23 protein-coding genes are annotated in these 26,442 nt (G+C 64.4%); 8 read left to right on the top strand and 15 right to left on the bottom strand.

Translation table 11 applies throughout. The annotated features are described in order from the left end of the window. Positions 1 to 63: 63 nt before the first annotated feature. The 7 genes from ABIC76_RS13135 to ABIC76_RS13105 all read left to right on the top strand — a co-directional run bounded on the left by ABIC76_RS13135 (position 64) and on the right by ABIC76_RS13105 (position 7,254). Positions 64 to 1,338 carry an HlyC/CorC family transporter gene (locus tag ABIC76_RS13135; RefSeq protein WP_354534243.1) on the top strand — a complete coding sequence of 425 codons (1,275 nt, stop codon included), beginning with the start codon at positions 64 to 66 and terminating at the stop codon, positions 1,336 to 1,338. Positions 1,339 to 1,597: 259 nt separating this feature from the next. Then, positions 1,598 to 3,325: a type IV-A pilus assembly ATPase PilB gene (gene pilB, locus ABIC76_RS13130; RefSeq protein ID WP_027680329.1), complete on the top strand. Its 1,728-nt coding sequence runs from the start codon at positions 1,598 to 1,600 to the stop codon at positions 3,323 to 3,325. Positions 3,326 to 3,369: 44 nt separating this feature from the next. After that, a complete protein-coding gene (locus tag ABIC76_RS13125; RefSeq protein WP_354534242.1) occupies positions 3,370 to 4,635 on the top strand; it encodes a type II secretion system F family protein in 1,266 nt (421 codons plus the stop codon). Between the two features lie 4 nt (positions 4,636 to 4,639). Beyond that, a complete protein-coding gene (locus ABIC76_RS13120) occupies positions 4,640 to 5,521 on the top strand; it encodes a prepilin peptidase (protein ID WP_354534241.1) in 882 nt (293 codons plus the stop codon). A 13-nt stretch (positions 5,522 to 5,534) separates the two neighbouring features. Next, the gene (gene coaE / locus ABIC76_RS13115; RefSeq protein WP_354534240.1) at positions 5,535 to 6,149 is read left to right on the top strand and encodes a dephospho-CoA kinase; all 615 of its coding nucleotides are present in this window, start codon (positions 5,535 to 5,537) and stop codon (positions 6,147 to 6,149) included. 134 nt (positions 6,150 to 6,283) lie between these two features. Beyond that, positions 6,284 to 7,042 carry a cell division protein ZapD gene (zapD, locus tag ABIC76_RS13110; protein WP_102066868.1) on the top strand — a complete coding sequence of 253 codons (759 nt, stop codon included), beginning with the start codon at positions 6,284 to 6,286 and terminating at the stop codon, positions 7,040 to 7,042. 8 nt (positions 7,043 to 7,050) lie between these two features. Beyond that, positions 7,051 to 7,254: a DNA gyrase inhibitor YacG gene (locus tag ABIC76_RS13105; protein ID WP_024972078.1), complete on the top strand. Its 204-nt coding sequence runs from the start codon at positions 7,051 to 7,053 to the stop codon at positions 7,252 to 7,254. On the opposite strand, the gene ABIC76_RS13100 is transcribed toward ABIC76_RS13105, so the two are convergent. The 5 genes from ABIC76_RS13100 to ABIC76_RS13080 form a co-directional block, all read right to left on the bottom strand. Beyond that, entirely contained in the window at positions 7,247 to 7,696 is a 450-nt protein-coding gene (locus tag ABIC76_RS13100) for an NUDIX domain-containing protein (protein ID WP_354534238.1), read from the bottom strand. The two genes, ABIC76_RS13105 and ABIC76_RS13100, sit on opposite strands and share 8 nt — an antisense overlap. Then, the gene (locus tag ABIC76_RS13095) at positions 7,686 to 8,570 is read right to left on the bottom strand and encodes an ATP-binding protein (protein ID WP_102066870.1); all 885 of its coding nucleotides are present in this window, start codon (positions 8,568 to 8,570) and stop codon (positions 7,686 to 7,688) included. Before ABIC76_RS13095 ends, ABIC76_RS13100 begins: the two co-directional genes overlap by 11 nt. A gap of 16 nt (positions 8,571 to 8,586) precedes the next feature. Further along, positions 8,587 to 9,816: a bifunctional glutamate N-acetyltransferase/amino-acid acetyltransferase ArgJ gene (gene argJ, locus ABIC76_RS13090; RefSeq protein WP_354534237.1), complete on the bottom strand. Its 1,230-nt coding sequence runs from the start codon at positions 9,814 to 9,816 to the stop codon at positions 8,587 to 8,589. A gap of 73 nt (positions 9,817 to 9,889) precedes the next feature. After that, complete coding sequence (secA, locus tag ABIC76_RS13085; protein WP_027680320.1) at positions 9,890 to 12,694, bottom strand: preprotein translocase subunit SecA; 2,805 nt, start codon at positions 12,692 to 12,694, stop codon at positions 9,890 to 9,892. A 251-nt stretch (positions 12,695 to 12,945) separates the two neighbouring features. Beyond that, positions 12,946 to 13,908 carry a M23 family metallopeptidase gene (locus ABIC76_RS13080; protein ID WP_102066872.1) on the bottom strand — a complete coding sequence of 321 codons (963 nt, stop codon included), beginning with the start codon at positions 13,906 to 13,908 and terminating at the stop codon, positions 12,946 to 12,948. Between the two features lie 69 nt (positions 13,909 to 13,977). On the opposite strand from ABIC76_RS13080, the gene ABIC76_RS13075 reads away from it, so the two are divergent. Further along, complete coding sequence (locus ABIC76_RS13075; protein ID WP_027680318.1) at positions 13,978 to 14,499, top strand: DciA family protein; 522 nt, start codon at positions 13,978 to 13,980, stop codon at positions 14,497 to 14,499. Between the two features lie 48 nt (positions 14,500 to 14,547). On the opposite strand, the gene lpxC is transcribed toward ABIC76_RS13075, so the two are convergent. The 10 genes from lpxC to murD all read right to left on the bottom strand — a co-directional run bounded on the left by lpxC (position 14,548) and on the right by murD (position 26,411). Beyond that, the gene (lpxC, locus tag ABIC76_RS13070) at positions 14,548 to 15,465 is read right to left on the bottom strand and encodes a UDP-3-O-acyl-N-acetylglucosamine deacetylase (RefSeq protein WP_027680317.1); all 918 of its coding nucleotides are present in this window, start codon (positions 15,463 to 15,465) and stop codon (positions 14,548 to 14,550) included. A gap of 244 nt (positions 15,466 to 15,709) precedes the next feature. Continuing rightward, positions 15,710 to 16,210 carry a peroxiredoxin gene (locus tag ABIC76_RS13065; protein ID WP_354534236.1) on the bottom strand — a complete coding sequence of 167 codons (501 nt, stop codon included), beginning with the start codon at positions 16,208 to 16,210 and terminating at the stop codon, positions 15,710 to 15,712. 391 nt (positions 16,211 to 16,601) lie between these two features. After that, positions 16,602 to 17,801: a cell division protein FtsZ gene (ftsZ, locus tag ABIC76_RS13060; protein ID WP_012763009.1), complete on the bottom strand. Its 1,200-nt coding sequence runs from the start codon at positions 17,799 to 17,801 to the stop codon at positions 16,602 to 16,604. A 140-nt stretch (positions 17,802 to 17,941) separates the two neighbouring features. Continuing rightward, positions 17,942 to 19,174, bottom strand: coding sequence for a cell division protein FtsA (gene ftsA, locus ABIC76_RS13055; RefSeq protein WP_004633059.1), 1,233 nt, complete (start codon positions 19,172 to 19,174; stop codon positions 17,942 to 17,944). After that, the gene (locus ABIC76_RS13050; RefSeq protein WP_354534235.1) at positions 19,171 to 20,082 is read right to left on the bottom strand and encodes a cell division protein FtsQ/DivIB; all 912 of its coding nucleotides are present in this window, start codon (positions 20,080 to 20,082) and stop codon (positions 19,171 to 19,173) included. The genes ftsA and ABIC76_RS13050 overlap by 4 nt, the downstream gene beginning before the upstream one ends. A gap of 37 nt (positions 20,083 to 20,119) precedes the next feature. Next, a complete protein-coding gene (locus tag ABIC76_RS13045) occupies positions 20,120 to 21,115 on the bottom strand; it encodes a D-alanine--D-alanine ligase (RefSeq protein ID WP_102066876.1) in 996 nt (331 codons plus the stop codon). Next, a complete protein-coding gene (gene murC, locus ABIC76_RS13040; protein ID WP_354534234.1) occupies positions 21,112 to 22,563 on the bottom strand; it encodes a UDP-N-acetylmuramate--L-alanine ligase in 1,452 nt (483 codons plus the stop codon). Before murC ends, ABIC76_RS13045 begins: the two co-directional genes overlap by 4 nt. Positions 22,564 to 22,576: 13 nt before the next feature. Continuing rightward, a complete protein-coding gene (murG, locus tag ABIC76_RS13035) occupies positions 22,577 to 23,677 on the bottom strand; it encodes an undecaprenyldiphospho-muramoylpentapeptide beta-N-acetylglucosaminyltransferase (protein WP_354534233.1) in 1,101 nt (366 codons plus the stop codon). Beyond that, on the bottom strand, positions 23,674 to 24,915 hold the full coding sequence (gene ftsW, locus ABIC76_RS13030; protein WP_102066878.1) for a putative lipid II flippase FtsW: 1,242 nt from the start codon (positions 24,913 to 24,915) through the stop codon (positions 23,674 to 23,676). The genes murG and ftsW overlap by 4 nt, the downstream gene beginning before the upstream one ends. Beyond that, the gene (murD, locus tag ABIC76_RS13025; RefSeq protein ID WP_354534714.1) at positions 24,912 to 26,411 is read right to left on the bottom strand and encodes a UDP-N-acetylmuramoyl-L-alanine--D-glutamate ligase; all 1,500 of its coding nucleotides are present in this window, start codon (positions 26,409 to 26,411) and stop codon (positions 24,912 to 24,914) included. Before murD ends, ftsW begins: the two co-directional genes overlap by 4 nt. Positions 26,412 to 26,442 lie beyond the last annotated feature (31 nt).

Here is a 26,442-nt window from a genome sequence, read left to right as displayed (position 1 = left end):
CCCACATCGGCGCGACAAACCCCTCTGTTATAGTGGGCACTTCGCCGCCCCTCCTCTCCTGCCTTGGACTCTTGGCCGCTCTGGGCACAAATCGGCGCCGTCGTGCTGCTGTTGTGCTGCTCCGCCTTCTTCTCGATTTCCGAAACCGCGATGATGGCGCTCAACCGCCATCGCCTGCGGCATCTTGCCAAGTCCAATGTATCGGGCGCGCGCAATACACAGCAGTTGCTCGGTCAGACCGACAAGCTGCTCTCGCTCATCCTGATCGGCAACAACCTGATCAACACCGCCGTGCCGGTGCTGATCACCACGCTGGCAATCCACTACTTCGGCAACAACGGAACGACGCTGTCGATCGCCACGGCCATCGTCGCGTTTCTGATCATCGTGTTCGCCGAGATCGCCCCGAAGATCGTGGGCGCGACCTACCCCGAGCGCGTTGCGTTTCCCGCCAGCTTCATCATCAAGCCGCTGATGCAGATTTCGACGCCGCTGGTCGCGGTGGTCAACGCGTTCGCCATGGGGGTGCTGCGGCTGGTGCGCATCAATACGCGCAAGGCGCCGGAACAACGCATGTCGACCGAGGAACTGCGCACGCTGGTGCTGGAATCGGGCAACTTCATCCCGCACAAGCACCGCAGCATCCTGCTCAACTTGTTCGATCTGGACGCCATCACCGTGGACGACGTGATGACGCCGCGCGCGCGGGTGGAGTCGCTCGACCTGTCGCGCCCGATCGAAGAGGTCATCCAGCAGCTCGAAACCTGCTATCACAACAAGCTGCCCGTCTTCGAGCAGGACAGCGATCAGGTGGTCGGCATCCTGCACGTACGCAAGGCGCTGTCGTTGCTCGGGCACACCGAACTTACGCACGACGATTTTCGCCACCTGCTGGCCGAGCCGTACTTTGTACCGAGCGGCACGCCCGTTTTCCGCCAACTACAGTACTTTCAGGAGAACCGCCGCCGCCTCGGGCTGATCGTCAATGAATACGGCGACATGCTGGGGCTGGTCACGCTGGAAGACATCATCGAAGAGATGATCGGCGAGTTCACCACCACGCTGCCCAACGCCGGCAAGCTGGCCTGGGACAAGGAAGGCACCTATCTTGCGGATGCGGGAATGTCGTTGCGGGACCTGAACCGTCGTCTGGGCCTGAGCCTGCCGACGGACGGTCCAAAGACGCTCAACGGGCTGGTGCTGGAAGTGCTGGAAGAGATTCCGGAGGCGACGGTCAGCGTGAAGATTGCGAACTGCGTGATGGATATCGTCCAGATGGACAGCCAGTCGATCCGCACGGTACGGCTGCATCAGCCGCCGCAACCCAAGCGTAGTTGACGCCACACTCAGGTCCGAGCGCTTCAGTTGCAGCGGTTTTCTGCCGATGTGGCACAAATGCAAGCTGCGCTTTGATGTGCGCTTTACAAATGCAGGGGCGGTCGGCAAACTGCCCCGGTTCCGGGCACCACCCCCCACGAATGGGTGGGGTACCGGCTGCAGAACATAGAACAATCGCCTTGGGGGGCGAGCGAGCGCTGGAGGCGGTGGGGCCCGGCGCGCGCTGAAATGGTCAGCTTCAGCCTGACGGACTGGACTCATGACACTCGGACTCGCTCTAGCGCAGAGCCGGCGGATCGCGCCGACGTTACTCACTCAGCTCGAACAGAGCGCGCGTGAAAAACGCACGCAGTTGATCGACGAACTGGTGGGCAGCGGGATCATGAGTGCGCACGACCTTGCCGTGTTTGTTGCCGGCAAGTACCAGATGCCGCTGCTCGACCTTGCGCAGTACAAGCTCGACACCGTGCCGGCCGTGCTGTCTGCCAACAAGCACTTCGCCCAGCTGCGACTGTTGCCGCTGGGCCGGCGCGAAAACCGCCTCATCCTCGCCACGTCGGACCCGAGCGACCCGAAGCCGATCGAAGAGCTGCGTCAGAAGATGAACGTGGCCATCGAAACGGTGGTCGTCGAGCATGACAAGCTCGTGCGCCAACTGAGCCTCGCCAACGAGGCACCGGCCGAGATCAAATCGCTCTTCCCCAAGCAGGAAGCCACGCAGATCGAGTACGACCCGGGCGCCGCAGCCGCCACGCGTCGCACCACGCCCGACGGCATCGACGATGCGCCCGTGGTGCGCTTTCTGCAGAAGCTCTTTACCGAAGCCCTGCTGCGCGGCGCGTCGGACTTGCATTTCGAGCCGTTTGAAACGTTTTACCGCGTGCGTTTCCGCATCGACGGCATCCTCGCGCAGGTCGCGCAGCCGCCGCTGGATATCCGCGACAAGATCGCGACCCGCATCAAGGTGCTGTCGCGCCTGGACATCTCGGAAAAACGCGTGCCGCAAGACGGCCGCATGAAGCTGCTCATCACGGTCCCGAAAGACCGCAAGGACAAGGACAACAAAGAGACGATCGAACGCGCCATCGACTTCCGGGTGTCGACGCTGCCGACGCTGTTCGGCGAGAAGATCGTGATCCGGATCTTGGAGTCGTCCACCGAGCGGCTCGATATCGACCAGCTCGGCTACGAGCCCGAGCAAAAGCAGCTGCTGCTGGACGTGATCAAGCGCCCGTACGGGATGGTGCTGGTGACCGGCCCGACGGGCTCAGGCAAAACGGTGTCGCTGTATACCTTCCTGAACCGGCTGAACCAGGGCGACATCAACATTTCCACGGCCGAAGACCCGGCGGAAATCCAGTTGCCCGGCATCAACCAGGTCAACGTGAACGACAAGGCAGGGCTGACGTTCGCGGCGGCGCTGAAGTCGTTCCTGCGGCAGGATCCGGACATCATCATGGTGGGCGAAATCCGGGATCTGGAGACGGCCGATATCTCGATCAAGGCCGCGCAGACCGGACACTTGGTGTTCTCCACGCTGCACACCAATGATGCGCCGACCACCCTGACCCGCCTGATGAACATGGGCGTGGCACCGTTCAACATCGCGTCGTCGGTGCTGCTGATCACGGCGCAGCGCTTGGCGCGACGGCTGTGCAAGGAATGCAAGAAGCCTGGTCCGCTGCCCAAGGAAACGCTGCTCGACGCAGGTTTCACCGAAGCCGATCTCGACGGCTCATGGCAGCCGTATCACCCGGTCGGTTGCGAGGTCTGCAACGGCAGCGGTTACAAAGGCCGGGTCGGCATCTACCAGGTCATGCCGATTACCGAGGCGATCCAGGAAATCATTCTCACGCACGGCACGGCGCTGCAGATCGCCGAGCAGGCGCGCAAGGAAGGCGTGCTGTCGCTGCGCGAATCGGGCTTGCGAAAAGTGAAGCAGGGGCTGACTTCCCTTGAGGAAGTGCTGGCCACCACGAACCAATAACCTTCTCGATCAATCGTTCCCATACCGGGGGGTAGGAACCAACCATGGCCACACGAGCACCTGCCGCAAACCGCGCGGCCGCCGCGCCGGCACGAAAGACCGCCAAGACCAAGGCGCCCACGCAGTACATCTTCGAGTGGGAAGGCAAAGATCGGAAGGGCAAGATCTTCAAGGGCGAGATGCGCGCCGAGAGCATCACCGAGGTGAATGCCATCCTGCGCAAGCAAGGCCTGTCGATCACCAAATCGAAACGTCGCCGCGCGGCCCGCGGCAAGAAGATCACGCCGAAGGACGTGGCGTACTTCACGCGCCAGCTCTCGACAATGCTGAAGGCCGGCGTGCCGCTGCTGCAGTCGGTCGACATCATCGCGAAGGGCCATGCCAACCCGAACTTCACGCAGCTGCTAACGGAAATCCGTGTCGATATCGAGTCGGGCAGCAGCATGGCGCAAGCCTTCCGCCGTCATCCGAAGTACTTCGACACGCTGTACTGCAACCTGATCGACGCCGGTGAACAGGGCGGTATTCTGGATGCCCTGCTCGAGCGGCTTTCGCTGTACATGGAAAAGTCGATCGCGCTGAAGGCGCAGATCAAATCCGCGATGATCTACCCGATCTCGGTGCTGACGGTGGCGTTTGCGGTGACCGTGGTCCTGATGATTTTTGTGGTGCCCTCGTTCAAGGGCGTGTTCTCCAGTTTCGGCGCGGACCTGCCCGCTCCAACGCTGTTCGTGATTGCGATTTCCGACTTTTTCGTCAAATGGTGGATACCGATCGTGCTGGGGCCCATCGCCGGCATCGCGCTGTTTTCGCGCGCCTTCAAGCGGTCTGAAAACGTCCAGCGCTCGACACATCGCTTTATCCTGAAGATTCCCATTTTTGGGGACATCATCCGCAAGGCGACCATTGCGCGCTGGACTCGCACGCTGGCTACCATGTTCGCGGCTGGTACCCCGCTCGTGGAATCGATGGAGTCGGTCGCCGGTGCCGCTGGCAACTGGATCTACCACGATGCAACGCTGGAGGTTCAGCAAGCGGTACGTATCGGCACCAGTCTCACCAACGCCATGCAGGCCACGCACGTGTTCGACAACATGGTCCTGCAGATGACGCAGATCGGTGAAGAGTCCGGCGCCCTGGACAACATGCTGCTGAAGGTTGCCGAGTTCTACGAGCGCGAGGTGGACGATGCGGTGGCCAACATCTCGACCCTGATCGAACCAATCATCATCGTCTTCCTCGGCGTGCTGATCGGCGGCATGGTGGTGGCGATGTATCTCCCGATCTTCAAGCTTGGTACGGTGGTCTGACGCAATGCCCGAGATGTTCGTCATCCCCACGCTGGCGCAACTGCCGGCGTGGTTTGTGATTGCGACCGGCGGGCTCGTCGGCTTGCTGGTCGGCAGTTTTCTCAATGTGGTGATTCACCGCCTGCCGCGCATGATCGAGCGGGAAGAAGCCAACTACATCGCCGAATTGCGCGAAGAGCCACTGCCTCACCCCGACGCATACAACCTGGTCGTGCCGCGCTCGGCGTGCCCGTCGTGCGGCCATCAGATCAAGGCGATCGAAAATATTCCCGTATTGAGCTGGCTGGCGCTGCGGGGCCGCTGCAGTGCCTGCAAGACACGCATCTCATGGCGCTATCCCGCAGTGGAGCTGGTCACGGGGCTGCTGACCGCAGCCTGCCTGTGGCACTTCGGTCCCACGTGGGTCGCGGTGGCCTCGGCGGTGCTGCTGTGGTTCCTGATCGCAGGCACGATGATCGACGCAGACACGCAGCTGTTGCCGGACGCCATCACGCAACCGCTGCTCTGGCTCGGCCTGGGCGTGAATCTGTTCGGCATGTTCGCGCACCTGCACGACGCGGTGATTGGCGCGATGGCCGGCTACCTGTTCCTGTGGTCGATCTACTGGGCCTACAAGCTGCTGCGCGGCCGTGAAGGCATGGGCTACGGCGACTTCAAGCTGATGGCCGCGCTGGGCGCGTGGTTCGGTTGGCAGGCGCTGCCGCTGCTCGTGCTGCTGTCGTCGGTCGTCGGACTGGTGTTTGGGCTGGTGCGCATTGCGCGCGGCGCGACGAGCGAATCGCCGTTCTCGTTCGGACCGTTCATTGCCGGGGCCGGCGTGATCGCACTGCTGGCCGGCCCGCAGTTGCTCATGCTGGCAGGCCTCGGCCCCCTGCTTTCGCCATAAGGGCACGATCGGCATGCGCGTGATCGGCCTGACCGGCGGCATCGGCAGCGGCAAGAGCTACGTGGCGGATCGCCTTGCGGAGCGCGGCGCTGCCATTGTGGACACCGACGCCATCGCCCACGAGATCACCGCACCGGGCGGCGCCGCCATCCCAAAGCTGGTCGAGACTTTCGGCGCCGGCATCCTACGCCCGGACGGCGCCATGGACCGCGATGCCATGCGCGCCCTCGCCTTCTCGGACGCCACGGCCAAATCGCGACTGGAGCAGATCACGCATCCGCTCATCCGCGAGATTGCGCTGTCGCGTGGGGGCGCCGCTCAGGCATCGGGCGCGCATCCGTACCTCGTCTACGTCGTCCCCCTGTTGGTGGAATCCTTGGCCGGGCATCACAGCTGGCGCTCGCTCGTCGATCGCATTCTGGTGGTCGACTGTCCCGTTGAGACACAGATTGCCCGGGTGATGGCTCGGAACGGCCTGCCGCGCGCGCAAGTGGAAGCCATCATCGCCCGCCAGGCTTCACGCGAAGCCCGCCTCGCCGCCGCCGACGACGTGATCGACAACAGCGGCACGCTGGCGGACTTGCTGCCGCAGATCGACCGTCTGGACCCAGCCTACCGGTCGAACTGAAACGCACTGAAAGTTGCGGTCACATCCCTTTGCATTGTGATGAGCGAGGGTCTCGCATAGAATGCGGGCAGATCGAGGCCAAATGCGCTTCGGGGCCTCATACGCCAGCAGGCCAGCAAACCGGGCACCAAGTTTTGATCCTGTACGAATATCCCTTCAACGAACGCATTCGGACGCTGCTGCGCCTCGAAGACCTGTTCGAGCGGCTGGATTTCTTTCTCGTGCAGGAGCACCCGCTGCAACACCACGTGGCACTGACCACGCTGTTCGAAGTCGTGGACGTGGCCGGGCGTGCCGACCTCAAATCCGATCTGCTGAAAGAACTCGATCGTCAGCGCCAGACGCTCACCGCGCTGCGCGCCAATCCGCAGATCGACCAGGACGCGCTTGATGCCGTCATCAGCGAGCTGGAAACCGCCTCCGGCAATCTCACTGCCACACATGGCAAGGCCGGCCAGCTCATCGCCGACAACGAGTGGCTGACGAGCATCCGCAGCCGCGCCATCATCCCCGGTGGTACGTGTGAATTTGATCTGCCGGCGTATTTTGCATGGCAGCATCATCCGGCCGAGCGCCGTCGCGCCGACATCATCAAATGGGCCCAACCGCTGGTGCCGCTGCGCGACGCGACGATGATCGTGCTGCGCCTGCTGCGCGAATCGGGTCAGAGTGGCAAGGTGATTGCTAACGCTGGAAGCTATCAGCAGATGCTGTCGGGCCGCGTGTACCAGCTGATGCAGGTGCGCCTGGATGAGACGGCGCTGGGGTTCATTCCCGAGATCAGCGCCAACAAATACATGCTCTGGGTGCGCTTTACCCAGCAGGATGGCGACCTGCGACCCAAGCCGGTCGACGCGGATATCCCGTTCCAGCTGAAGCTCTGTAATTTCTGAGCCGCACCATGAATGTGAAGACCGTCAAATGCCCCAGCTGCGGCAAGCCCGTGCCTTGGGTGCCTGAGAGCCGCTACCGCCCGTTCTGCTCCGAGCGCTGCAAGCAGATCGACCTGGGCGCCTGGGCCGCCGAGCAGTACACCATCCCCGTGGTCGAAGAAGACGACCTGCCCGACGCACCCGGCAACGATACAAGCGGCAGGCTCAACTAGCCGCCGCTTCCTCGCGCATCCATTCGAAGACGGGCAACGTTGCCGGCAGCACCGGATCGACGCTGATCGGCAGCGTCTGCCAAGCGAAATCCTGGCCTTCCAGCGCGCGCAATGTTCCGTCCCATGCCGTCACCTTGCAGAAATGCAGGCGCACGTACGCGTGCGGGTAGTCGTGCTCGATGGTGTGCCAGGGCACACAGGCGCGCAGCGTAACGTCAAGCTCTTCCTTTAGCTCACGCGTGAGCGCGGCTTCCACCGATTCGCCAGCTTCCAGCTTGCCGCCGGGAAATTCCCAGTAGCCCGCGTACGGCTTGCCTTCAGGACGCTGGGCCAGCAAGAACCGGCCGTCCGGCTGCACGAGCACGCCAACGGCCACTTCGGTGATCTTGCGGCCGTCGGGCGTGTGCGTGGGGGGCACTTGCGTCCGATTGTCAGTCGACATGCTGCCGCCCATGCTTGCCGCCCCAGTCGCGGGCGAATTGCCAGGCTACGCGCCCCGAACGTGAACCACGCTCCAGCGCCCAAACCAGCGCGTCGCCACGTGCAGCGGCGATATCCTCGTCGCTGCAACCGAAATGCTTGAGCCAGTGGCCGACGATGGTCAGGTATTCGTCCTGCTTCGGCGGATAGAACGACAACCACAGCCCGAAGCGCTCCGACAGCGAGATCTTCTCTTCCACCACCTCGCCCGGATGGATTTCGCCGTCCGAGGTGTGCTGATAGGTCTCGTTGTCCTTCATGTATTCCGGCAGCAGATGGCGCCGGTTCGACGTTGCGTAGATCAGCACGTTGTCTGATTGCGCGGCGACCGAGCCGTCCAGCGCAGACTTCAGCGCCTTGTAACCCGATTCACCCTCTTCGAACGAAAGGTCGTCGCAGAAGATCGCGAAGCGCTCCGGACGCGTCGAGAGCTGCTCGACGATATCGCCCAGGTCGGCCAGATCGTCCTTGTCGACTTCGACCAGACGCAGGCCTTCCTTCACGAACGCGTTCAGGCACGCCTTGATGAGCGACGACTTGCCGGTGCCCCGCGCGCCCGTCAGCAGCACGTTGTTGGCTGGCAACTTGCGTACAAACTGGCGCGTGTTGGCGACGATGGCGTCTTTCTGGCGCTCGATGTTGTGCAGATCGCTCAGGTGGATCGGCGGCAGCTGGCGGATTGGTGCGAGATAGCCGATGTTGCCGAACAGGCTCTGGCGCTTGCGCCAGCGGAAGGCAACGGCCTCGTTCCAGTCGGCTTCGGTCAGCTCGGGCGGCAGCCATTGCTCGAGCCGCCCGAGAAAGCGGTCGAGGCGTGCGGAAAGGTCGGACGACATGGCGGTGGACTCCGGATTACGAACGGTAATCCGCGTTGATCGAGACGTAGTCGTGCGAGAAGTCGCACGTCCACACGGTGGCGGCGGCGTCACCGCGGCCGAGCGCGATGCGCACGGTGATCTCCGCCTGCTTCATCACGCGCTGGCCGTCTTCTTCGCAGTATTCGGGGTTGCGGCCACCGTCGCGCGCGACCCAGACGTCGTCGAGCCACAGGTTGACGCCGTTCACATCGAGATCCGTCACGCCGGCGTAGCCGACGGCCGCCAGGATGCGTCCCAGGTTGGGGTCCGATGCGTAGAACGCGGTCTTGACCAGCGGCGAATGCGCGACGGCATAGGCGATCAGGCGGCACTCCTCAACGTTGCGGCCGCCCTCAACCTGGATGGCCATGAACTTCGTCGCGCCCTCGCCGTCGCGCACGATCTTCTGCGCCAGCTCTTGTGCGAGGCCCGTCAGCGCATCGCGCAGCGCAGCGTAGTCGGGGTGCGATTCGGAATCGATGCGCGGCGTACCGGCCCGGCCCGTCGCGATGACGACGAACGAGTCGTTGGTGGAGGTATCACCATCCACCGTCACGCTGTTGAACGAATGATCGGCCGCGTGGCGCACCAGCCCCTGAAGCACAGCTTCATCCACATTGGCATCGGTGGCGATGAAGCCGAGCATCGTCGCCATGTTCGGACGGATCATGCCTGCGCCCTTGCTGATGCCCGACATGCGCACCGTCTTGCCCGACAGCGTGCACGTGGCCGACGCTGCCTTGGGTACGGTGTCGGTGGTCATGATGGCCTCGGCGGCGGCCAGCCAGTTGTCCGGCTTGGCGTTCGCCTCAGCAGCAGGCAGTCCGGCAATGATGCGGTCGACCGGCAGCGGCTCCAGGATCACGCCCGTGGAGAACGGCAGCACCTGCTCCGGCGACACGCCCAGCAGCTTGGCCACGGCATCGCAGGTCTGGCGCGCATGCGCAAGGCCAGGCGCGCCGGTGCCGGCATTTGCATTGCCGGTGTTGACGACGATTGCGCGTGCGCCCTTGCCGCTCGCCAGATGCTCGCGGCACACCTGCACGGGCGCCGCGCAGAAACGGTTCTGCGTGAACACACCGGCCACCGTCGAGCCCTCGGCGATACGAACCAGCAGCACGTCCTTGCGATTGGCCTTGCGCACACCGGCCTCGGCCCAACCGAGGTCAACGCCGTCGATCGGCAACAGGGAGTCAGCGGCGGGCGCGACGAGATTCACAGCCATGGAGCACACCTTTCAAATGAGGATGCCCGCAGTGCGGGCATCGTGAATCAACAGAAAACGGAGCGAAACAGCGTCAGACGAGTTTGCCGTGGCACTGCTTGTACTTCTTGCCCGAACCGCATGGGCAGGGGTCGTTGCGGCCAACCTTCGGCACTTCGCCGGCCAGTGCGGCCGCAGCGGCCGATGCCGCCGATCGCGGTGCGGCCATGGCCGGCGTTGCGCCGTGAATTTCGGCATCGCCGGCAGCCACTTCGGCCAGTTCGCTGAACTCGTCGTGCTTGTACTGCACGTTGCTCAGCGCGGAAAGATCTTCTTCGATCTGCTCGGAAGCCTGCTCCAGCTCTTCCTGCGACTGGATGCGCACCGTGAAGACAATACGCGTGACTTCGTTGCGGATGGTATCGAGCAGGCGGCCGAACAGCTCGAACGACTCGCGCTTGTATTCCTGCTTCGGGTCCTTCTGCGCATAGCCGCGCAGGTGGATGCCCTGGCGCAGCATATCGAGCGCAGCGAGGTGCTCGCGCCAGTGCGTATCCAGGCTTTGCAGCATCACCGAACGCTCGAAGCCGGCGAAGGACTCGCGGCCGACCTGCGCCACCTTGCCTTCGTACACCGCTTCGGCGGCATCCAGCACCATCTTGAGCAGGTCTTCGTCTTCGATCGACTGCGCAGCTTCCAGCGTCTTCACCAGCGGCTGATCGACGCCCCAGTCCTCGCGCAGCGTCTTTTCCAGCCCGGCGACATCCCACTGCTCTTCCATGGTCTCGGCCGGCACGTACGTGCGGAACAGCTCGGTGAACACGGATTCACGCAGGTTCTTGACCAAGTCGCCCACATCCTGCGCTTCGAGAATCTCGTTACGCAGCTTGTAGAGTTCCTTGCGCTGGTCGTTGGAGACGTCGTCGTATTGCAGCAGTTGCTTGCGGATGTCGAAGTTGCGGCCTTCGACCTTGCGCTGCGCCGACTCGATCGAGCGCGTGACGATGCCGGCTTCGATCGGTTCGCCTTCGGGCATCTTCAGGCGATCCATGATCGCGCGCACGCGATCGCCCGCGAAAATGCGCAGCAGTTGATCGTCCAGCGACAGATAGAAGCGCGATGAACCCGGGTCGCCCTGACGGCCTGCACGGCCACGCAACTGGTTGTCGATCCGGCGCGACTCGTGGCGCTCGGTGCCGATGATGTGCAGACCGCCTGCCGCTTTCACCTGCTCGTGCAGCGATTGCCATTCGTCCTGCAGTTGCTTCACGCGCGCGGCTTTTTCTTCGTCGGAGAGCGACGCGTCGGCCATCACGAAGCCCGCTTGCTTCTCCACGTTGCCGCCCAGCACGATGTCGGTACCGCGGCCGGCCATGTTCGTCGCAATGGTGATCGCCTTCGGGCGGCCCGCTTCCGCGATGATGGCGGCTTCGCGCTCGTGCTGCTTGGCGTTGAGCACTTGGTGCGGCAACTTGACCTGGTTCAGCAGGTTCGACAGCAGCTCGGAGTTTTCGATGGAGGTCGTGCCCACCAGCACCGGCTGGCCACGCTCGTAGCAATCGCGAATGTCGCGAATGACGGCGTCGTAGCGCTCCTTCGAGGTCTTGTAGATCTGATCCTGCAAGTCCTTGCGCTGCGGCGTGCGGTTCGTCGGGATCACCACGGTTTCCAGGCCGTAGATCTCCTGGAATTCATACGCTTCCGTATCCGCCGTACCGGTCATGCCCGACAGCTTGTTGTACATGCGGAAGTAGTTCTGGAACGTGATGGTCGCCAGCGTCTGGTTTTCCTGCTGGATCTGCACGCCTTCCTTGGCTTCCACGGCCTGGTGCAGACCGTCGGACCAACGGCGGCCCGACATCAGGCGGCCGGTGAATTCATCGACGATCACCACTTCACCGTTCTGCACCACGTAGTGCTGATCGCGGAAGAACAGGCTGTGCGCGCGCAGGGCGGCGTACAGGTGATGCATCAGCGTGATGTTCTGCGGCGCGTAGAGCGACTCGCCCTCGCCGATCAAGCCGGCTTGCAGCAGGATCTGCTCGGCCTTCTCGTGACCGGCTTCGGTCAGGTAGACCTGGTGCGATTTCTCGTCGACGTAGTAGTCGCCCGGCTTCTCGACGCCCGTGCCATCCGACTTCTCTTCGCCGATCTGGCGCGTGAGCTGCGCCGGGATGCCGTTCATGCGGCGGTACAGGTCGGTGTGGTCTTCGGCCTGGCCGGAGATGATCAGCGGGGTACGCGCCTCGTCGATCAGGATCGAGTCAACCTCGTCGACGATCGCGTAGTTCAGCGGACGCTGCACGCGCTGACCGGCGTCGTACACCATGTTGTCGCGCAGGTAGTCGAAGCCGAACTCGTTGTTGGTGCCGTAGGTGATGTCCGACGCGTAGGCGGCCTGCTTCTGGTCGTGATCCATGGTGGTCAGGTTGACCCCCACCGACAGGCCCAGCCAGTTGTACAGGCGCCCCATCCACTCGGCGTCGCGCTGCGCCAGGTAATCGTTGACCGTCACGACGTGCACGCCCTGGCCAGAGATGGCGTTCAGGTACACAGCCAGCGTCGCAGTCAGCGTCTTGCCTTCACCCGTGCGCATTTCGGCGATCTTGCCGTCGTGCAGCACCATGCCGCCGATCAGCTGCACGTCGAAGTGCCGCATCTTCATCACACGCTTGCTGGCCTCGCGGCACACGGCAAACGCTTCGGGCAGCAGCGCGTCGAGCGTCTCGCCCTTGGCAAAGCGTTGGCGGAATTCTTCGGTCTTGGCCTGCAGCTCGGCATCGGAGAGCGCTTCGAACTTGGGCTCGAGCGCATTGATCTGCGCCACCTTGCGGCGGTACTGTTTGATCAGCCGTTCATTACGGCTGCCGAAAATCTTCTTGAGAAGGCCCGTGATCATCGATGGCTAGGGCCGGCGAGCCACCCGGGGAGCGCGTCGAGAGAGACCGCGAAACACAGGCAGCACAACGGCCCGGAAAGGGTTGGCGCAAAGGCGGGAGTTTAGCATGTGCAAAACACCCGCTTGATGGCAGCAGGCCCGCCAGATGTGGCAGGGACGCCGCACTTCTGGGCCGCGCGGAACGTCGTCCGCGCAGGCGCACACTCACGCTGAATTGGGGACGGGCGCCCCTGATTGCAACCCGGGCGGGTTCAATGGCCCGCAGCAGCCATGCTCTTGCCGATATCGGCCGCCGCGACCTTCGCCGGCGCCTTGTTGGCAGCCATCTTGGGCTGGCCGGCGTTCTCCAGGAAGGCCACCGGATTCTGCGGGACGTCGTTGACGTGCACCTCGAAGTGCAGGTGCGGGCCGGTGGCGCGGCCCGTGCGGCCGATCAGCGCGATGCGCTCGCCCGCCTTGACGATGTCACCGACCTTCACGAACACCTTGGACGCATGGGCATAGCGCGTCTTCAAGCCATTGCCGTGATCGATGTCGATCATGTTGCCGTATTCATGGTGGAATTCGCTGGCCACCACCACGCCCCCGGCAGCCGCCACGATCGGCGTGCCAACCGGGCCCACAAAGTCGACGCCGTCATGCTGCGTGCGACGGCCCGTGAACGGATCGATCCGCGTGCCGAAACCGGAGGAGTCGTAACCCGTCGCCACCGGGCGCACGGTCGGCATCATCTTCGCGTGGATCTGGCGGTCCATCAGGGTGCTCTCGAGCACGCTGAGGTAATCGTTGCGCTGATCAGCCGAGCGCGTCAGGCGACTCAACTCGGATTGGATTTCCGGCATCGACATCGGCCGCGAGAACGCGCCCGCGGGCCCGCCCCGGCTCGGCTGCGACTTGAAATCGAACTCGCGCGGCGGCACACCGGCCAAGCCCGACACCCGGGCGCCCAACGCGTCCAGGCGTGCGATCTGCGCCTGCATTTCGCCGATGCGCGCGGCCATCAGGTTGAGGTTTTCGCGGGTGACACGCTGGTCGGCGCCGGCAACTTCGGGCGCGGCTGCCCCCGGCAGCAGGCCCTGCTTGGCCGCCAGCCACGTACCGCCGACGGACAACGCCGCCACGGCCAGCAGCGCCGCGCCAATCGTCACGAAGACGCCGCGTCGCGACAGATGCGTCGCGCCAGCTTTGCGCGGGTGAATCAGGATAATCTGCATCGCTCGTTTTCCGGACAAAAAAGCTGCCCACCAGCACGAAAGCGCGATGAAGCGCCCTACAATGCCGGCATGCGAATCTTTGTTCATCCCGCTCTCAAGACGCCTGTGGCTAAACCCGTCCAGGACTGGCTCTCGGGTGCCGGTTCGGTCGGCCCGCTGATGCAGGCGGCCAGGCAATTGGCGACGTTGGAAGCGGAGGTGTTGTCGCTGCTGCCGCCCGGTTTGGGCGGCGGGGTGGCGGTCGGTGGCATTAAGAACGATGCGCGCGACAGCCGCGAAGCGACTCTGGTGTTGCTCGCCGCACATAGTGCGGCTGCGGCGCGCTTACGGCAGGTGGTACCCACCTTGCTGGAGCGTCTGCAGCGCCGGGGATCGCAGATTACCGCAATTCGTGTACGGGTACAACCGCAGGGCGGCAACGACAGTTTATGGCCACAAGAGACCGAAAAGCCGCCTAAACGCGCCAAGATGACCGCAGTTGGAGTCAACAGCCTGGCGGCCCTCGCCAATGAACTGCCCGATTCGCCGCTTCGGCAGGCCTTGGCCGAAATGATTGCGCGGCACGTTGCACCGGCCGCCAAGCCCAAATAAAAAGCGCCCCACAGGGCGCTTTTTTCATACGAACGACCGCTCAGCGAATCACGAGAATGCCGGTTGCAACTGTGGCAGGAACGCGCGCGGCGCTTCTTCCACCTTGTCGAACGTCACGATCTCGTAAGCCGTTTCGTCGGCCAGCAGCGCGCGCAGCAGCGCGTTGTTCAGGCCATGACCCGACTTGTGCGCGGTGTATGCAGCGATCAGCGGGTGGCCCACCACATACAGGTCGCCAATCGCGTCGAGGATCTTGTGACGGACGAACTCATCGCCGTAGCGCAGTTCGTCGTTGTTCAGCATGCGGTGCTCATCGAGCACGATGGCGTTGTCGAGGCTGCCGCCGCGCGCCAGGCCGACCTCCCGCAGCATCTCGACTTCGTGTGCGAAACCGAACGTACGGGCGCGGGCGATTTCGCGCGTGTAGCTCGTATCGGCAAAGTCGATCTCGAACGTCTGGCCGGTCTTGTCGACGGCCGGGTGGCGGAATTCGATCGTGAACGACAGCTTGAAGCCGAAGTAAGGGTCGAGTCGGGCAAGCTTGTCGCCCTCGCGGATTTCCACCGGCTTCGTCACGCGGATGAACCGCTTGGCCGCGCCCTGCTCTTCGATACCCGCCGATTGCAGCAGAAACACGAACGAGGCCGCGCTGCCGTCCATGATGGGGATTTCTTCGGCGTCGACGTCGACATACAGATTGTCGATACCAAGGCCGGCGCAAGCGGACATCAAATGTTCAACGGTCGACACGCGGGCGCCGTCCTTTTGCAGCACGGACGCCAAGCGGGTGTCGCCGATCGCGCTGGCGGTGGCGGGAATCTCGACGGCCGGGTCGAGGTCAACGCGCGTGAAGACGATGCCGGTGCCTGCGGCTGCCGGGCGCAACGTCAACGTCACCTTGCGGCCCGAGTGCAACCCGATGCCGACGGTCTTGACGAGGGACTTGATGGTGCGTTGTTTCAACATGGCCGCCCTCAACTCACGAAATTTGTACGATTGTTTTTATCTATGCGGTCTGCATAGGTGATAACCCTAAGCATACCATTTTCACATCCCTGCCTTCAAAACGACTTTTGTATCGGGATGTTAGGGGTGCACAGAATTGACTCAACATTAGTGCACGCAGATTCGGCGCCACGGTCGCCTCAGCCTTGAAGCCGGGCGGGATGACGGCGCTACTCCGCCATTCAGGGGAGGGCACGACGTGGCGTCAGAGTATCGCGAGGATCGATTCGGCACTGCTGACGGCGAACTGCCCCGGCGCTTCCACCTGTAGCGCTGTTACCACACCGTCCTTCACGACCATCGCATAGCGCTGTGAACGCACGCCCATGCCGCGCTTCGACAGATCCTGGTCGAGTCCGAGTTTGCTGGTGAACTCTGCACTGCCGTCGCCGAGCATGCGGATCTTGTCGTCGGTGCCCTGCGTGCGGGCCCAGGCGCCCATCACAAAGGCGTCGTTGACGGACACACACCAGATCTCGTCGACACCCTTGGCGCGCAGTGCGTCGAAGTTGGCGAGGTAGCCCGGCACATGCCGCGCGGAGCACGTTGGCGTGAACGCACCGGGCAGCCCGAAGATGACGATCGTCTTGCCTTCTGCCAAATCCCGAACGGAGAAGGCGTTGGGGCCGAGCGCGCAGCCGTCCTTTTCCACTTCAAAGAACTCGTAGAGCGTCGCGTCGGGAAGCGGTTGACCAGGCTGGATCATGATCGTCAGGAAGCGGTTGCGTGGATATCGCGATCATAGAACCTGCCGAGCGACCGCGCAGCCGGTTCGTAAAACGAGACCGCCCGCGTGAACGCATCACGCGGGCGGTCTTGGGAGACAACATCATCAGGCCGCTTGGCTCAGAGCGCAGCGCGCGCGGCACAACGAACGGACACACCCGCCGGGCGGGGTGAACCCTTCCGGGGAGGCGGCCAGAGGCCAACCTGCCCGGCGGCAACGACTGTGTCCGGTTCGTCGAGCGCTGTCGACTGACGGGCGGCCGGCCATCACACAACGGCGATCACGGGAGGGGAGCCGTGAATCGCGCGCGGCGTGCGGTGCCGCAGGCAGTCGGACGTGCGCGAGCGCTATCGAACCAACGCGGGCCCGATCAGTCGGCCTGCTTGCGCAGGAATGCCGGAATGTCGTACGTGTCGACGCCCTTTTCTTGCAGTGCTGCCACGTGAGCCGATGCCGACTCGCGCGAGCTGCGCCACACGGCCGGGGTGTCGAAGTTGCTGTAGTCCGGTGCAGCTGCCACCGAGTGACCGGCGCCGCCGCCGAACGCGACCGGCTGGTTGTCGGTGCCGGTCTTCAGCAGCGTCATCGTCTGCGGCTGTTGTTGCTTGTTGCGAGCAGCGCGGCCCAGACCCGTGGCAACCACGGTCACGCGCAGTGCGTCGCCCATGGCGTCGTCGTAGACCGTACCGAAGATGACGGTGGCATCTTCCGCGGCATAGCTGCGGATGGTGTTCATCACTTCCTTGGTCTCGGACAGCTTGAGCGAGCGGCTTGCCGTGATGTTGACCAGCACGCCACGCGCGCCCGACAGGTCCACGCCTTCCAGCAGCGGGCTCGCAACGGCTTGCTCAGCCGCCAGACGCGCACGGTCGACGCCGGACACGGTAGCCGTGCCCATCATCGCCTTGCCCTGTTCGCCCATCACGGTCTTCACGTCTTCAAAGTCGACGTTCACCAGACCGTCGACGTTGATGATTTCCGCGATGCCGGCGACCGCGTTGTGCAGCACGTCGTCGGCGCACTGGAAGCACTTGTCCATCTCGGCGTCGTCGCCCATGACTTCGAAGAGCTTTTCGTTGAGCACGACGATCAGCGAATCGACGTTGCCTTCGAGGTCATTCGCGCCATGCTCGCCGACCTTCGAGCGGCGTGCGCCTTCGAAGTCGAACGGCTTGGAGACCACGCCCACGGTCAGGATGCCCATTTCCTTGGCGACCTGTGCAACCACCGGCGCTGCGCCCGTGCCCGTGCCGCCGCCCATGCCGGCGGTGATGAAGACCATGTGCGCGCCGCGCAGTGCGTCGGCGATCTGCTCACGGGCTTCTTCTGCGCAGTGCTTGCCCACTTCCGGCTTGGCCCCAGCGCCCAGGCCGGTGCTGCCAAGCTGCAGCACGCGCGATGCGGTCGAGCGCTTGAGCGCCTGCGCATCGGTGTTCATGCAGATGAATTCCACGCCTTGCACGCCGCGGTTGATCATGTGCTGCACGGCATTTCCGCCCGCGCCGCCGACGCCGACCACCTTGATGATGGTGCCGTCCTGCATTTCCGTTTCAATCATGTCGAAGTCCATCATTGCCTCCAGAAGTGATCAGTCCCAGACGATGCAGCCTCCCCGCCGCAACTCCTGGTTCCTGAACAAAAAACATCAAAACAAGAAACTCAACTCGCTCCCCCCAGGGAGCACATCGCCAACACCCGGCACTGACGTGCTCAGAAGTTGCCGATGAACCATTCCTTCATGCGCGTCCAGATCTGCTTGGCCGAACCGGACTGCACCACGACCTTGCGCCCGCGCACACGCTGCACGCGACCTTCCTGCAACAGGCCCATCACCGTCGCGTAACGCGGGCTCTTCACCACCTCGTGCAGATTGCCGCGGTACTCCGGCACGCCCACGCGCACCGGCTTCAAGAACATGTCTTCGCCCAGCTCGACCATGCCGGGCATCATTGCGGTACCGCCGGTGAGGACCACGCCGCTGGAGAGCAGTTCCTCGTAACCGGATTCGCGCACCACCTGATGCACGAGCGAGAACAGCTCTTCCACGCGCGGCTCGATCACGGCAGCCAGCGCCTGGCGGCTCAACGTGCGCGGGCCGCGGTCGCCGACGCCCGGCACATCGATCATCTCGTCCGGATCGGCCAATACCTGCTTGGCGATGCCGTACTGGATCTTGATGTCCTCGGCGTCCGGCGTTGGCGTGCGCAGGGCCATGGCGATGTCGTTGGTGATCTGGTCGCCGGCGATGGGGATCACGGCCGTGTGGCGGATCGCGCCTTCGCTGAAGATCGCGATGTCGGTCGTGCCGCTGCCGATGTCGACCAGCACGACGCCGAGTTCCTTTTCGTCTTCGGTCAGCACGGCGAGGCTCGATGCGAGCGGCTGCAGAATCAGGTCGTGCACTTCGAGCCCGCAACGTCGCACGCACTTGACGATGTTCTGTGCGGCGCTCACCGCGCCAGTCACGATGTGCACCTTCACCTCGAGCCGGATGCCGCTCATGCCGATCGGCTCGCGCACGTCTTCCTGGCCGTCGATGATGAATTCCTGCGTGAGGATGTGCAGGATCTGCTGGTCGGTCGGGATGTTGACGGCCTTCGCGGTCTCGATCACGCGGGCCACGTCGGTGGAGGTGACTTCCTTGTCCTTGATCGCCACCATGCCGCTCGAGTTGAAGCTGCGGATATGGCTGCCGGCGATGCCCGTGAAGACCTCGCCGATCTTGCAGTCGGCCATCAGCTCCGCTTCTTCGAGCGCCTTCTGGATCGACTGGACGGTCGCCTCGATGTTGACGACCACGCCCTTCTTGAGCCCCTTCGATTCGGTCTGGCCCATGCCGATGACCTCGTAGGCGCCGTCAGGACGCAGCTCGGCCACCACCGCCACCACCTTGGAGGTGCCGATATCCAGCCCGACCAGAAGATCCTTGTATTCCTTGCTCATCGCGTTTTCTCTGTGCTTCGCGTTGCTTTGTTGTTGGCCGCCGGCTTACCCCCCAGCGTGGCTTTCGGCTTTGCAGCACCGCTGGTGCCATTCGCGGTGCCGGGCAGCTTGCCCCCCTTGGCCAGCACCGCAGCCTGCGCATCGGTCAGGAAGCGCACACCCGCCGCACGAACTGCGAATCCGTTGGGATACCGCAGATCGGCGTATTCAATCTGACCGCCCCAGCGCTTGGTCACGTCCGGCCACGCGCGCACAAAGCGGCGGGCACGCGCGGCCAGCGCGGCGCGGTCATCGTCGTTCAGTTCGCGGCCCAGCTCGATGACCGTGCCGTTGGACAACCGCGCGCGCCATGCGTAGCGGTCGGTGAGCGTGACGCTCAGCGGCTCGACATTCATCGGCTTGAACCACTCGGTCATGGTCTCCAGCTTGTCGACCACGTCCTGTTCGGTACCTTCGGGGCCGGCCAGCGCCACCAGGTCGGTGTCGTCCTCGGCTTCGGCGAGGTTGGCGACGAACACTTCGCCATACGTGTTGACCAGCTTCCCGGACTCATTGCCACCCCAGGTGCCGAGTGCTTCGTGTTCCTGCACTTCCACCAGCAACCCGTTCGGCCACACGCGGCGCACGCTTGCACGCCGCACCCACGGCACCGATTCGAACGCGGCACGTGCCTCGTCCAGATTCAGCGAGAAGAAATTGCCGCGCAGCTTGGGCAGCGCATTGGCGCGCAGACTCGGCACATTCACGTGGCGCAACTCGCTGCCCGCCATCGGCATCACACGCACCTGCTGCAGCTGGAACATCGGTCGCTGCATCAGCCAGAACGCCCCAACGCCCAACGCGCCGAGCGCGAGCAGCGCATACAGCGCACTCGCGACGGCGTTGAGGAGACGGGTGTTGTGCCACATAACGTTGTGTTGTCCGGTTTCGCTGACGTTGCGTCGATTATTCGGGTTTCCAGTCGGTGCTCGCGTGCAGCTCCAGCGACGCACTCGCCGCCAGTTGCAGCACGAAATCTTCATAACTGATGCCGGCAGCGCGCGCGCCCATCGGCACCAGCGAATGGCCGGTCATGCCCGGCGACGTGTTCATCTCCAGCAGGAACGGCGCGTTGTCGGACTTGCGTAGCATGATGTCGGCGCGGCCCCAGCCACGGCAGCCCAGCCCGCGATATGCCTGCACCACCAGCGCCTGCACGCGCGCGGCCACATCGGCGGGAATCGGTGCCGGGCATTCGTAGCGCGTGTCGTCGGTGAAGTACTTGTTCTGGTAGTCGTAGTTGGCCTGCGGCGCGACGATGCGAATGAGCGGCAGCGCGGTGGCGCTTTCGCCTTCGCCGATGATCGGGCAGGTCAGCTCGTCGCCTTCGATGAACTGCTCGGCCATCACATCGCGGTCCAGGCGCGCGGCCTTTTCGTAGGCGGCGGGCAGCTCGGCGACGCTCGCGACCTTGGTCAGACCGATCGACGAACCTTCGCGCGCGGGCTTGACGATCAGCGGCAGGCCCAGGCGGTCGGCCACGGCTTGCCAGTCGGCGCCGGCGTGCAACATCACGAAATCGGGCGTGGGCAGGCCGTGCGTCTGCCATTGGCGCTTGGTGGCTTCCTTGTCCATCGCCAGCGCAGACGCGAGTACGCCGCTGCCGGTATAGGGAATGCCGAATTGCTCGAGCAGGCCTTGGATCGTGCCGTCTTCGCCAAAGCGGCCGTGCAGCGAGATCACCACGCGGTCGAACCCTTGCTTGGCGAGATCGGCCACGGCCTGCAGGCCCGGATCGAACGGATGTGCATCGACGCCGCGCGCGCGCAGCGCAGCCAGCACGCCGTTGCCGGACATCAGCGAGATCTCGCGCTCGGCGGACCGGCCACCCATGAGCACGCCGACCTTGCCGAGGGACTTCGGATCGATCGTCGGATTTGGAACAAACGGACCGGTCGTCATGCTGCTGCGCCTCCGTTCAGATCCACAATGTTGGCGGTGTGCGCCTGCGCCTGCAACGCAACCACTTGACCGGGCACCTGCCCGATCGACCCTGCGCCCATGGTGATGACCACGTCGCCGTCCTGCGCTGCATCCAGAATCGCTTGCGGCATGTCTTCAATCTGTTCCACGAATACCGGCTCGATCTTGTTGGCCACGCGCAGCGCACGCGTCAGCGCGCGGCCGTCGGCGGCGACGATGGGCGGCTCGCCGGCGGCGTACACCTCGGCCAGCAGCAGCGCGTCTACGGTGCCCAGCACCTTGATGAAATCTTCAAAGCAATCGCGCGTGCGCGTGAAGCGGTGCGGCTGGAACGACAGCACGAGGCGTCGATCAGGGAATGCACCGCGCGCAGCGGCCAGCGTGGCGGCCATCTCGACGGGGTGATGGCCGTAATCGTCGATGAGCGTGAAGCGGCCCTTGCCGTCTGCGGTCGGCACTTCGCCGTAGCGCTGGAAGCGGCGGCCTACGCCGTTGAACTCGGCCAGCGCCTTGACGATCGCCTCGTCCGGCACTTCCAGTTCGGTGGCGATGGCGATGGCGGCCAGCGCGTTCTGCACGTTGTGCAGGCCCGGCAGGTTGAGCGTGATCGACAGCGGCGGCTCGGCATGGCCGTTGAGCTGGCGGATCACGGTGAATTCCATGCGGCCATCGACGGCACGCGCATTGACGGCACGCACCTGCGCGTCTTCGGCAAAACCGTAGCGCACGACGGGCTTGGAGACGAACGGCAGGATTTCGCGCACGTTCGGATCGTCCACGCACAGCACGGCAATGCCGTAGAACGGCAGACGCTGCGTGAACTCGATGAACGCCTGCTTCAGGCGCGAGAAATCGTGCCCGTAGGTCTCCATGTGATCGGCATCGATATTGGTGATGACTTCGATCACGGGGAACAGGTTGAGGAACGACGCATCGGATTCGTCGGCCTCGGCGACGATGAAGTCGCCCGTGCCGAGGCGCGCGTTGGCGCCCGCCGAGTTGAGACGGCCGCCGATCACGAACGTCGGGTCCAGCCCGCCTTCGGCCAGCACGGAGGCGACGAGGCTGGTGGTCGTCGTCTTGCCGTGCGTGCCGGCGATGGCGATGCCCTGCTTCAGGCGCATCAGCTCAGCCAGCATCACCGCACGCGGCACGATGGGAATGCGCTTGGCGCGCGCGGCCAGCACTTCCGGGTTGTCACCGCGCACAGCGGTGGAGACCACCACGGCATTGGCGCCGATCACATGTTCCGGCGCGTGGCCCTGCATGATCGTCGCGCCCAGCGTTGCCAGACGCTGCGTGGTCGCGCTGCTGCCCAGATCCGAGCCCGTCACGCGGTAGCCCAGATTCAGCAGCACCTCCGCGATGCCGCTCATGCCGGCGCCGCCGATGCCTACAAAATGGATGTTCTTGACGATGTGCTTCATATCGATTCGTTCCCTATGCCCGTGCCACCGCTACACACACGTCGGCGACACGCTCGGCCGCTTCGGGCCGTGCCTGCTCACGTGCTTTAGCCGCCATATCGGCCAATTGCGCACGCGTCAGGGACGCGAGTGTATCTGCCAGCGATGCCGGACCCAGTTCCTGCTGCGGCACCAACAGCGCCGCACCGCGTTCGGAGAGGAAGCGCGCATTGGTGGTCTGGTGATCGTCCACGGCATGCGGGAACGGCACGAACAACGCCGCGACACCCGCCGCGGCCACTTCTGAGACGGTCATGGCGCCCGCGCGACAGATCACGAGATCGGCGTGTCCATACGCTGCCGCCATGTCGTCGATAAAGGGCACGGGCTGCGCGTGGGCATCGTCGATGCCGGCAGCGGCATAGTTGGCGCGCAGCGTGTCGATCTGCTTGGCGCCCGCTTGGTGGATGACGATGGGCCGCGTATCGGCCGGCAGCAATGCCAGCGCCTTGGGCACCACGTCGTTGAGCGCCGCCGCGCCGAGGCTGCCACCCACGACCAGCACGCGCAACGGGCCGGTTCGCTCGGCGTAGCGCGCTTGCGGCGAAGCGAGCAGGGCCAGATCGGCGCGGATCGGATTGCCGACCCACTCAGCACCGGCCAGTGCATTCGGAAACGCGCACAGCACGCGATCGGCCACGCGCGCGAGCACACGGTTGGCGAGGCCCGCAATCGAATTCTGTTCGTGCAGCACCAGCGGGCGGCCAAGCAGCACGCTCATCATGCCGCCCGGGAAGGTGATATAGCCGCCCATGCCCAGCACCACGTTCGGACGCACGCGGCGCACCACACCGAGGCTCTGCCAGAAGGCACGCAGCAGATTGAGCGGCAGCAGAAACTTGGTGACGAGGCCCTTGCCGCGCAGACCACCGAACTGCACCGACTCCAGCGGAAAGCCGTGCTTGGGCACGAGTTGGCCTTCCATGCCGTTCGCGTTGCCGAGCCACACCACCTTCCAGCCGCGCGCGGCCAGCAGCTTGGCCACGGACAGCGCGGGGAAGATGTGACCGCCCGTACCGCCGGCCATGACGAGGAGCGTGCGCGGCGCCAGGCCGGCCGAATTGCCCGCCGTCATACCTTGCCCCCACGCATCAGCACGCGGTTTTCATAGTCGATGCGCAGCAGCACCGCGATCGCGACGCAGTTCATCAGGATGCCGGAGCCGCCGTAGCTGACCAGCGGCAGCGTCAGGCCCTTCGTCGGCAGCAGGCCCAGGTTCACACCCATGTTGATGAAGGCCTGCCAGCCGATCCAGATCCCCAGCCCCTTGGCAACGAGGCCGGCGAACGTACGGTCGAGTTGCAGCGCGGTGCGGCCGATCTCGAAGGCGCGGCGCACCATCCAGTAAAAGAGCAGGATCACGATCAGCACGCCGACAAAGCCCAGTTCCTCGCCAATGACGGCGAGGATGAAGTCGGTATGCGCTTCAGGCAGGTAGTGCAGCTTCTCGATGCTGCCGCCCAGGCCGACGCCGGTCCACTCGCCACGGCCGAAAGCGATCAGCGAGTGCGTGAGTTGATATGCCTTGCCCTGTGCGTATTCCTCTTGCCACGGGTTCAGGTAGGCGAAGATCCGCTCACGCCGCCAGGGCGACGCCACGATCAGCAGCGAGAAAGTGGAAACCGCAGTCAGCACGAGGCCGCCGAACAGCTTGCCGTTCACGCCGCCCAGGAACAGGATGCCCATGGCCACCGCCGCGATCACCAGGAACGCGCCCATGTCCGGCTCCAACAGCAGGAGCGAGCCGACAAACGCCACGGCCACGCCCATCGGCAGGAAGCCCTTGCGCACGCTCTGCATCCAGTCCTGCTTGCGCACGGTGTAGTTGGCGGCGTACAGCACGACCGCCAGCTTCATCAGCTCGGACGGCTGGAAGTTCATGACGCCCAGCGGCAGCCAGCGGCGCGCGCCATTCACGCCCTTGCCGACGTGCGGCACGAGCACGATCACCAGCAGGACCAATGCAATGATGAAGAGCTTCGGTGCGTATTTGTCCCAGAACTTGACCGGAATCTGGAAAGCGACGATCGCACCGATCAGCCCGATCACCAGCGAGAAGATGTGGCGAACCAGGAAATGCCCGTTGCTGTAGTTGGCGTACTTGGGTGAATCCGGCAACGCGATGGACGCCGAATACACCATCACCAGCCCGAGGCCGAGCAGCACGATCGCCACCCACATCAGCGGCTGGTCGTACTCCATCATCTTGGAGCGGGTCGGCTTGACCCCTGAAACGGCGTCGCGCAGGCCATCCCACGCATTGCCGATGGTCGCGCCGATGAAGCCGCTGCGCTTGATCTGGGTGTCGCTCATAGGAGGACTCCTCGGTCTGCCGCCAATGCGACCACGGCCTCGTGGAATACCTGGGCGCGGTGTTCGTAATTGCGGAACATGTCGAAGCTTGCGCACGCCGGCGACAACAGCACGGCGTCGCCCGGCTGCGCATGCGCGGCGGCTTCCTGCACGGCCGCTTCCAGCGTCGGCGCATCGATCAGCGCGACACCGGTGTTGGCCAGCGCCTCACGAATCCGCGGTGCATCGCGGCCGATAAGGATCACGGCGCGCGCGTACTGGGCGACCGGCTCGGCCAGCGGCGAGAAGTCCTGGCCCTTGCCATCGCCGCCCGCGATCAGCACGACGTGCTTGGACAAGCCCGACAGCGCTGCCACCGTCGCACCGACGTTGGTGCCCTTGCTGTCGTCGAAGAATTCGATGTCGTCAAATGCGGCGATCAGTTCGACGCGGTGCGGCTCGCCGGCGTAGTCGCGCAGGCCGTGCAGCAGCGCGCTCACGGGCAGGCCGATCGCGCGGCACAGCGCCAGCGCGGCCATCGCGTTGGTGGCGTTGTGCAAGCCGCGGATGCGCAGCGCGTCGGCGGGCATCAGGCGCTTGAGGCGCACCGGCACCGGGGCGGCGGGCGCGTTGTCGCCCTTCTTGCGGCGCGTGGGCTTGGGCAGATCTTCCTCGTCGGCTTCGGCCAGGACGATCCACGGCATGCCGCCATCGCGCAGCAGGCCGAGCGCATCAGGCGTGCCCGGCTCATCGATGCCGAAGGTGATATCGCCGCCGTTCTTGCTCGCGAATGCCATCACGCCCGCGTCCTGGCGGTTCAGCACGCGCACGGTGTTGGTGCCGAAGATGCGGCCCTTCGCAGCGGCATAGGCCTCCAGCGTGCCGTGCCAGTCAAGGTGATCCTGCGTGATGTTGAGCACAGTGGCCGCATCGGCGTCCAGCGTATGCGTGGTTTCGAGCTGAAAGCTGGAAAGCTCCAGCACCCACACGTCAGGCAGCGTGTCGGCATCAACGCATTCGCTCAGCTTGTCGAGGGCAGATGGGCTGATGTTGCCTGCCACGCCCACGGTCTTGCCGCCGCGCTCCACGAGGGCGCCCGTAAGCGCCGTGGTGGTCGTCTTGCCGTTCGTCCCGGTGATGGCCAACACGCGCGGCGCGTAGCCTTGCGCGGTCTTGAGACCCGCCAACGCGCGGGCAAACAGTTCGATTTCGCCCCACACCGGCACGCTCTGCGCCTGGGCGGCGCTCAGCAGCGCTGCAACGTTGGCATCCAGCGGCGACAGGCCCGGGCTGATCGCCACCAACGTCACGCCGTCCAGCAGCGACACAGCAAACGGACCGCTCACGAATTCGGCGTCCGGCACATGGGCGCGCAGCGCCGGCAGGTTGGCCGGTGCCTCGCGCGTGTCGGCCACGCGCACGCGCGCGCCATGACGTGCGCACCAGCGTGCCATGGCGAGGCCGGATTCACCAAGGCCGAGCACCAGCACCACCGGCGCGTCGAACTCGCCGAACATGCGCGGCGCTTGTGCGGTTTCAGCGGCGGGC

It is taken from the genome of Ralstonia sp. 1138 (genome assembly GCF_040544795.1).
GTDB classification, from domain to species: Bacteria; Pseudomonadota; Gammaproteobacteria; order Burkholderiales; family Burkholderiaceae; genus Ralstonia; species Ralstonia flatus.
This window is presented reverse-complemented; position numbering and strand designations above follow the sequence as displayed.

Coding starts and splice junctions, on each gene's coding strand:
- pilB (WP_027680329.1), top strand. CDS start 1,598: ATGACACTCGGACTCGCTCTAGCGCAGAGCCGGCGGATCGCGCCGACG.
- ABIC76_RS13125 (WP_354534242.1), top strand. CDS start 3,370: ATGGCCACACGAGCACCTGCCGCAAACCGCGCGGCCGCCGCGCCGGCA.
- ABIC76_RS13120 (WP_354534241.1), top strand. CDS start 4,640: ATGCCCGAGATGTTCGTCATCCCCACGCTGGCGCAACTGCCGGCGTGG.
- coaE (WP_354534240.1), top strand. CDS start 5,535: ATGCGCGTGATCGGCCTGACCGGCGGCATCGGCAGCGGCAAGAGCTAC.
- ABIC76_RS13105 (WP_024972078.1), top strand. CDS start 7,051: ATGAATGTGAAGACCGTCAAATGCCCCAGCTGCGGCAAGCCCGTGCCT.
- ABIC76_RS13100 (WP_354534238.1), bottom strand. CDS start 7,696: ATGTCGACTGACAATCGGACGCAAGTGCCCCCCACGCACACGCCCGAC.
- ABIC76_RS13095 (WP_102066870.1), bottom strand. CDS start 8,570: ATGTCGTCCGACCTTTCCGCACGCCTCGACCGCTTTCTCGGGCGGCTC.
- argJ (WP_354534237.1), bottom strand. CDS start 9,816: ATGGCTGTGAATCTCGTCGCGCCCGCCGCTGACTCCCTGTTGCCGATC.
- secA (WP_027680320.1), bottom strand. CDS start 12,694: ATGATCACGGGCCTTCTCAAGAAGATTTTCGGCAGCCGTAATGAACGG.
- ABIC76_RS13080 (WP_102066872.1), bottom strand. CDS start 13,908: ATGCAGATTATCCTGATTCACCCGCGCAAAGCTGGCGCGACGCATCTG.
- ABIC76_RS13075 (WP_027680318.1), top strand. CDS start 13,978: ATGCGAATCTTTGTTCATCCCGCTCTCAAGACGCCTGTGGCTAAACCC.
- lpxC (WP_027680317.1), bottom strand. CDS start 15,465: ATGTTGAAACAACGCACCATCAAGTCCCTCGTCAAGACCGTCGGCATC.
- ABIC76_RS13065 (WP_354534236.1), bottom strand. CDS start 16,210: ATGATCCAGCCTGGTCAACCGCTTCCCGACGCGACGCTCTACGAGTTC.
- ftsZ (WP_012763009.1), bottom strand. CDS start 17,801: ATGGACTTCGACATGATTGAAACGGAAATGCAGGACGGCACCATCATC.
- ftsA (WP_004633059.1), bottom strand. CDS start 19,174: ATGAGCAAGGAATACAAGGATCTTCTGGTCGGGCTGGATATCGGCACC.
- ABIC76_RS13050 (WP_354534235.1), bottom strand. CDS start 20,082: ATGTGGCACAACACCCGTCTCCTCAACGCCGTCGCGAGTGCGCTGTAT.
- ABIC76_RS13045 (WP_102066876.1), bottom strand. CDS start 21,115: ATGACGACCGGTCCGTTTGTTCCAAATCCGACGATCGATCCGAAGTCC.
- murC (WP_354534234.1), bottom strand. CDS start 22,563: ATGAAGCACATCGTCAAGAACATCCATTTTGTAGGCATCGGCGGCGCC.
- murG (WP_354534233.1), bottom strand. CDS start 23,677: ATGACGGCGGGCAATTCGGCCGGCCTGGCGCCGCGCACGCTCCTCGTC.
- ftsW (WP_102066878.1), bottom strand. CDS start 24,915: ATGAGCGACACCCAGATCAAGCGCAGCGGCTTCATCGGCGCGACCATC.
- murD (WP_354534714.1), bottom strand. CDS start 26,411: ATGTTCGGCGAGTTCGACGCGCCGGTGGTGCTGGTGCTCGGCCTTGGT.